Source organism: Sulfobacillus sp. TH-112, from assembly GCF_057473405.1.
On sequence record NZ_JBYCKN010000206.1, the window covers coordinates 1 to 5,174 of the forward strand.

Sequence of the window (5,174 nt, forward strand, 5' to 3'; positions counted from 1 at the left end):
CCCCTCGCGTACGCTGAGACTACTGGTCCCGCAGGGGACTGGGATCATCAGGCCGTGCCGACCCATTTTTTTATCCCGCTCCGTGGAGCGGGCTTTTAACATATAGGCACAGGAGGATCCTCATGACGGATCGTCGTTGGTCACACCGGAATCACAAGCAAGCTATCGAGGAGCGCCAAAACATACTTCGCGAATTGCCTCAATGGCGGTCAGAGGACGAGCGGATATTTGATTGGAGCGTCGCGCCAGAGCGTCTGTCGGCTTTCCAAGAGTCATTGACCGCCCAAGTAGTCATGCCAGTATCGATTGTGGGACCGATGCACATTGATCTGGGACGATATGCTTGGCAAGATGATCAATTTATCGAGCCATCCCGTTATGCAGACAACGTATACATACCGCTAGCCCATACCGAAGGTGGACTATCCGTGTCCATGCAGCGAGGGATTCACGTGTTAAATCGGGCGGGAGGCGTAAAGACCTACGTCCTTAACGACATGATGACGCGCGACTCTGCTTTTGTCTTCCATTCCGGTGCGGAATCCAAGGCATTTTATGACTGGATTTTATCCACTCGCGATGAGTTGATTGATTGGCTAAATGATGCGGCGCATCCAGACAAAGCCTTAAAACCTGGACAAACCGTGCCTGATGTATCGCGCCATGCGCGCCTCTTGAGAATTGATGCCCAATTGGTGGGGTCAGTTTGCCACTTGCTGTATCGCTTTTATACTGGCGAGGCTTGTGGCCCGAACATGATTACCCGGAATGCGTATGCTCTCAATCGGCAAATTGTTCGACAGACCGAGAATCACCCCTGGCGTATCCTGAATATTTTCCTTGAGGCTAATATGGGTGGAGACAAGAAACCCAGCCACGAGCACTACAATGGCGGTCACGGAAAAACTGTGATGGCCCAGGTGACGCTGACGCATCAACAGTTAAAGCGATACTTAAACACGACTGTCGATGAGTTAAAGCAATTAGAGTGGACGGGCTTACACGGATCTAATGCCAGTGGCATGCAATCATTTGCCTTTACTCCTGCGTCGGCGATTGCAGCGCTGTTTTTAACAACCGGCCAAGATTTAGGCATGGTGGCCACCAGTAGCATGGCCCACGCCACCATCCAACAGATGCCGGAGGGCGCGGCCTTCACGCTTCAGCTTGGCGGCATCGAAGTAGGAACCGTTGGCGGAGGCACCTCTCTTCCTTATGCCGAAACATATCTGAATATTTTGGGGTGCCAAGGACAAGCGGGTTCAGCACAAAGACTGGCCCAGATTGCAGCCGCCGCGGCTCTCGCATTGGAGATTTCAGCGTCTGCATCGATGGCCAGCCATGGCAGTGAAAACTTCTTTCGTGCTCATCTAGAACGGGGTGGACATCGGTCCAATCCCCGCTAGACGCACCGTGCGCTCTTAATGAGGCGAGTCTGACATAGGAGCGCTACGAAACAGGTGTCGCAACGCGACGCCTTAAGAGCTTTAAACTTGGTACTCATATCTTGCGCCGCTTTATTCATACCCTCACCAATACCTTGAAAAACCCGCTTTACTGATGCGTTGTTGTCATCATGATGATCACGATTGAGGCCGATGCGATCCGCCTTGTGCTCAATTTCTGCGCGCAGATCATCGAGAAACAAGCGCCCATCAATATTCAGTCGCTTGGCATCATCTAATAAATGGTCGTACATGTTATCCATGGTACCCAAGAGGTCGTCCTTCATTCGACGTAGAGATTGCAACCTGCCCTGGTCCAGTGACGGAAGAGCCTGCTTCAGATAGTGCTCGGCAAATGCTTGATGACGGGATTCGTCTTGTAGAATACGAGTGGACAAACTACCAAATAAGGCATCAGGCTGAGAGCGCGAAAAAATTTGATAAAAGTTCTTGGCAAACACATCGGAGATTAAAATACCCCATACCCAATCAACACGATCTCCCTTACGGAGCCGATTATGATAGCGCAACATAGCCGGCATTTGCCGGATGTTTAAAGGGTCTTCTTCTAGCCGGCGGTACAACTGCGTTAAGACTTCAAAATGGCGCGCCTCATCCATAAGAAAGCTACTAAGATAAATTTGCGAGGTGGTTTCACCCGCTGCCGCCATCTGCGGCAATACCACACTTGCGCCAATCATCGCCGACTGCTCACCGAGATAGACCGGCGTCAGCATGTGAGCTAATGCCCGGGATTGGTCATCCTGCATCAATAAAGGCTGTTCCCATTCCACGTCATCCACGGTCCACTGAGCCTTGACCCCTTTATGAAACAACCGGATCAATCGGTCCTCTTCAAATTGAGGGAAGATCTTAAACACGGACAATTCCTCCATAGTCGACTATAATCAGCACCAAACCACGCCTGCATCCATGAGACAAATGGGGCAGGTTATACATACTTATAAGAATAGATCAAAGGGACGTGGGAAGCAAACCTCAATTTGACACACCGTCCATTTAAACCGTTTCATCATACTATTAAATCGGAAATTCTCCTAGGAAGCCTAGCGCTCGTCTAGGCTTCCAGCCATGTTGTGAGGAGAATGAGATAACCAACGGAGATAGGCTCTTAAGCCGAATGTGTTGAGGTGCTTTTTACCATGACCGTGACGGCGGTCAGACCAGAATTGGCGGTGGCATTTGGAACCACAAAAACCCGTACCATCACTCCCGGAGCCAGTCCACGGATGTCGCCATCCGGCATAAAAAAAGCGGTGTGTGACGTGAGTTCAATCTGAGCGGGTGCGCTCTGACCCGATACCTTTATGGTGAGTTGGCCTCGGTCAATGTGGGTGACGGTTCCTGTCAGCGGTGGGAAATTGACTTCCACCAGTTGGGCTTCAATGCCATTATCCGTCGTGCCGCGCCCGCTGACCGAGACGCGGTAGCCAGATTTGAGGTAGCTGAGTCCTGCTTGACCTACTGCTACAGGATGACCCGGCGCTGTGAATTTAGTGTGGTCTGAGAAGGTAATTTCTCGTGATAGTTCCGTCAGATCCCCGTGGGGGTCTTCCAGGGTCACGGTCATTTGATGATTATTAAGCTCGGTAATTTCTCCCCTTAAAGCCACCGCAATGGCCGGCTGGCCCATCACCGTTCTTGCTAAGCCGCTGGTACTGGTGTTGTAGGCATAATGGATAACTACCAGCGCTGCGAAAATAGCCACTAACCATCCAGCGGTCCGTCGTGATAGCCGCATCCCTGTCTTCATGTCGCATCCCTCCCGCTAGGACATATTCATTTGGACGCGACAATAGTCCAACCTATTTATAATGAGGGGATTCTCTAGAGGATCGTGAGAGTCCATGGAATGCATACGACGGAGATGGTTGATAGGTCGTGGTAGAACTAACCGTATATATGGGGAGGAGTTAATTTGTTCTTGTGAACGAAGAATTAAGGGCCAGGGAACAAGTGTTGATAACCGCGTAATGCCCAAGACACGCATGATCACCGTTCCTTCTCATCGTACGTATGCACCCCGTTTATCTCTCCATCAGCTGGTCCGGGGAGGTGTGATGACGATGTGGCTCCCTGAAAGCACCCTAGATTAGCGAGTGGCTGTAGCGCGGACCATCCCAGAAGTCCTGCCACAATTTTTGGCTATTTGCAATCTATGGTTGGATGGTCTTCTGCTTCATCCTGACGGAGTTGCCCTGTTTTTTGCAAAACGTGGTGGATTGGGCCTTTGGAGAGATCCGCTGTATTGTGCAAAATGTGTTTGGAATAGCTGCATGAGTCGGGGGTTCTTAATGCATATTCGGGTCAGTTAGCGATTTAGCATAATTTTTTGACAGTTATTGTTTATTGGGTCGTGATGACCAGCCCATCCGCAATAATATGGGCAAGGAGGGATGGCCGATGGCGACTCGCGAAGAGTTGAAGCAGATCATCGATGGCATGCCCGATGAAGCGTTGCCTTTCGTTCAGAAGACCTTAAAGCGTTGGACGCCTGAGCGTTCGGCCGCGGCTCGTTTAATGGCCCGCTTGTCCAAGGGCTATGACTTCGGACTGCATGGCGAATGGCCCTATGGGACACGCGATGACCTCTATGACCGTTGAGTTTGTCGATATACACTGAGAGTAACAATTGCGGGCATGTTAGGAGGGATTTGGGCGATGGGGAGCACCAAAGAACGGCTGCATGAATTGATGGAGCGTCTGCCGGATGACTGCACCGTTTGAGGACGTCCAGTATCGCCTGTACTTACAGCAGAAGGTGGAGCGGGGTCTCGCGGATGTGCGCGCCGGCCGGGTGGGGAGCCACGAAGAGGTGGAGCGGCGGATGGCCCAATGGACCGACAAGTAAACTGGAGCATGGCAGCCTTGGGTGACCTCGAAGCTGCTGCCGACTACATTGAGCGTGATTCGCCCCACTCACTATGCGGTGGCGCTGATAATGGGAATTCTCGCGGCCGGCCGAGCTCTGTCGTTTCTTTCGCACCGTGGGTGACAGGTGCCCGAGCTAGCCGATCCGCAACTTCGCGAACTCATCGTGCCGCCTTACCGTCTTATTTACCGCGTCGACACCGATGCCGTTAATACGAACCGCATATTTCAACCTTGGCCGGTCGTGCTAGAGAACGGACGATTGACCCAATAAAAGAGGAAATCCCACCACATTTTGCACATAGTCCAATTTTTATACCCCGAGACCAATACCAAGCAAAACCGTTTCAAATATATTCGCTGTCCCCACCCCTTCAATTCACTCGCAGAAGGGGGCCTGTATTGGGTGTAGCAGTTTTCCTCTACAGATGCACCCATGGGAAATAAATTGGAATAAATTGGGAATCCGCTCCTCGCTTAAAGATTCTTCGGGGGGGGGGGTGCGCCTTCACATCGGCGTCTCAGCGTGGCAGGACACGCGAAAGACCGAAACACTATCGTAGCGTATGCGGGCCGGTCTTGTTGACTTGATCGATTATCCATGGCTCCTAAGTTTGCTTGCCGTCAATGACCCGATCCCTAAGGAATGTCGATAGGATAGGTGGTGGTAGCCAACCCGAGGATGTGGGCCGGGCCCGTGAGTCCGGAATACCCTTTGAGGGTCACGACTTTTCGTACGCTCACGATGGGGTGTCCTGTGAGCAAATTCACCGCCATGTAGGCTCCTGCAGAGGGCATCCCAAGAACCACATCCGTGCCGGTAAAATTCAGCACATC

General features: G+C 51.8%; 6 protein-coding genes. 3 read left to right on the forward strand and 3 right to left on the reverse strand.

The features are described from left to right. Positions 1-122 precede the first annotated feature (122 nt). Entirely contained in the window at positions 123-1,406 is a 1,284-nt protein-coding gene (locus ACOJWD_RS15280; RefSeq protein ID WP_486994108.1) for a 3-hydroxy-3-methylglutaryl-CoA reductase, read from the forward strand. Here the strand turns inward: ACOJWD_RS15280 and ACOJWD_RS15285 are convergent. Both ACOJWD_RS15285 and ACOJWD_RS15290 read right to left on the reverse strand, forming a co-directional pair. Further along, a complete protein-coding gene (locus ACOJWD_RS15285; RefSeq protein WP_486994109.1) occupies positions 1,403-2,326 on the reverse strand; it encodes a hypothetical protein in 924 nt (307 codons plus the stop codon). The genes ACOJWD_RS15280 and ACOJWD_RS15285 overlap by 4 nt on opposite strands. Positions 2,327-2,577: 251 nt before the next feature. Further along, complete coding sequence (locus ACOJWD_RS15290; protein WP_486994110.1) at positions 2,578-3,219, reverse strand: DUF5666 domain-containing protein; 642 nt, start codon at positions 3,217-3,219, stop codon at positions 2,578-2,580. A 650-nt stretch (positions 3,220-3,869) separates the two neighbouring features. On the opposite strand from ACOJWD_RS15290, the gene ACOJWD_RS15295 reads away from it, so the two are divergent. Together ACOJWD_RS15295 and ACOJWD_RS15300 are read left to right on the forward strand one after the other, a co-directional pair. Then, entirely contained in the window at positions 3,870-4,070 is a 201-nt protein-coding gene (locus ACOJWD_RS15295) for a hypothetical protein (RefSeq protein ID WP_486994111.1), read from the forward strand. Positions 4,071-4,176: 106 nt separating this feature from the next. Beyond that, positions 4,177-4,317 (forward strand): hypothetical protein, encoded by a 141-nt coding sequence (locus ACOJWD_RS15300; protein ID WP_486994112.1) that lies wholly within the window; start codon positions 4,177-4,179, stop codon positions 4,315-4,317. Positions 4,318-4,976: 659 nt separating this feature from the next. Here the strand turns inward: ACOJWD_RS15300 and ACOJWD_RS15305 are convergent. Beyond that, positions 4,977-5,174: hypothetical protein (locus ACOJWD_RS15305; protein WP_486994113.1), on the reverse strand; the 198-nt coding region annotated here is incomplete at its 5' end.

Coding starts and splice junctions, on each gene's coding strand:
- ACOJWD_RS15295 (WP_486994111.1), top strand. CDS start 3,870: ATGGCGACTCGCGAAGAGTTGAAGCAGATCATCGATGGCATGCCCGAT.
- ACOJWD_RS15290 (WP_486994110.1), bottom strand. CDS start 3,219: ATGAAGACAGGGATGCGGCTATCACGACGGACCGCTGGATGGTTAGTG.
- ACOJWD_RS15300 (WP_486994112.1), top strand. CDS start 4,177: ATGACTGCACCGTTTGAGGACGTCCAGTATCGCCTGTACTTACAGCAG.
- ACOJWD_RS15280 (WP_486994108.1), top strand. CDS start 123: ATGACGGATCGTCGTTGGTCACACCGGAATCACAAGCAAGCTATCGAG.